Below are 549 nucleotides of genomic sequence, written 5' to 3'. Positions count from 1 at the left end.
AGTTTTATCCTCTAAGGCAAGAATAAAATATTCTACGCTATGCTCATTTTTTAGATAGTTGATAGAGATATTAGGTTTTAAGTGTGCTTCGCCTTTTTGAATTTTTAGATGATTCATCAGTGTTATAGGGTTAACTTGGGCGACATCTCTGAATTTGTATTTTATCTGCTCGGTCAATAATTGCGGATGATTCAATAAATGGGACTTTAAGATATTTTTATCGACAATATGAGGGTAGTGATGAATTTCAAAAAACTGATTCATGCCCAGTATTTTAGCACTTAACATTTGCGCGATAGTATGTCTTGGCTGTATCGGTGTGCCAAACAATTTAAAGCGTGATTTTCGAAAATTGAGCTTGGTATTCAAAGCAGTACTTTTACGCCATTCACCGTGAACAATTAGCTTCTCACTGTCTAAAAAGTCATCTATCGTCACTGGTTGATTAAAAAAGAAATCATCGTTCATATAGATAAAATAGTCAGACAATCCTTGGATATTCCAAATCATCGTCTCAATTGATCGGGTGTTGAATGTCGGTAAAAATTC

At 34.2% G+C, this 549-nt stretch carries 1 pseudogene; it reads right to left on the bottom strand.

Features of this window, described 5'->3' with window-relative positions:
- Positions 1-549, bottom strand: a pseudogene (locus ACS8FC_RS20135) (capsular polysaccharide biosynthesis protein); the annotation flags it as partial.

This window comes from Psychrobacter sp. 1Y4 (assembly GCF_051847555.1).
Note: the sequence above shows the minus strand (reverse complement) of the source record. Positions and strands in the feature narration are given on the sequence as shown.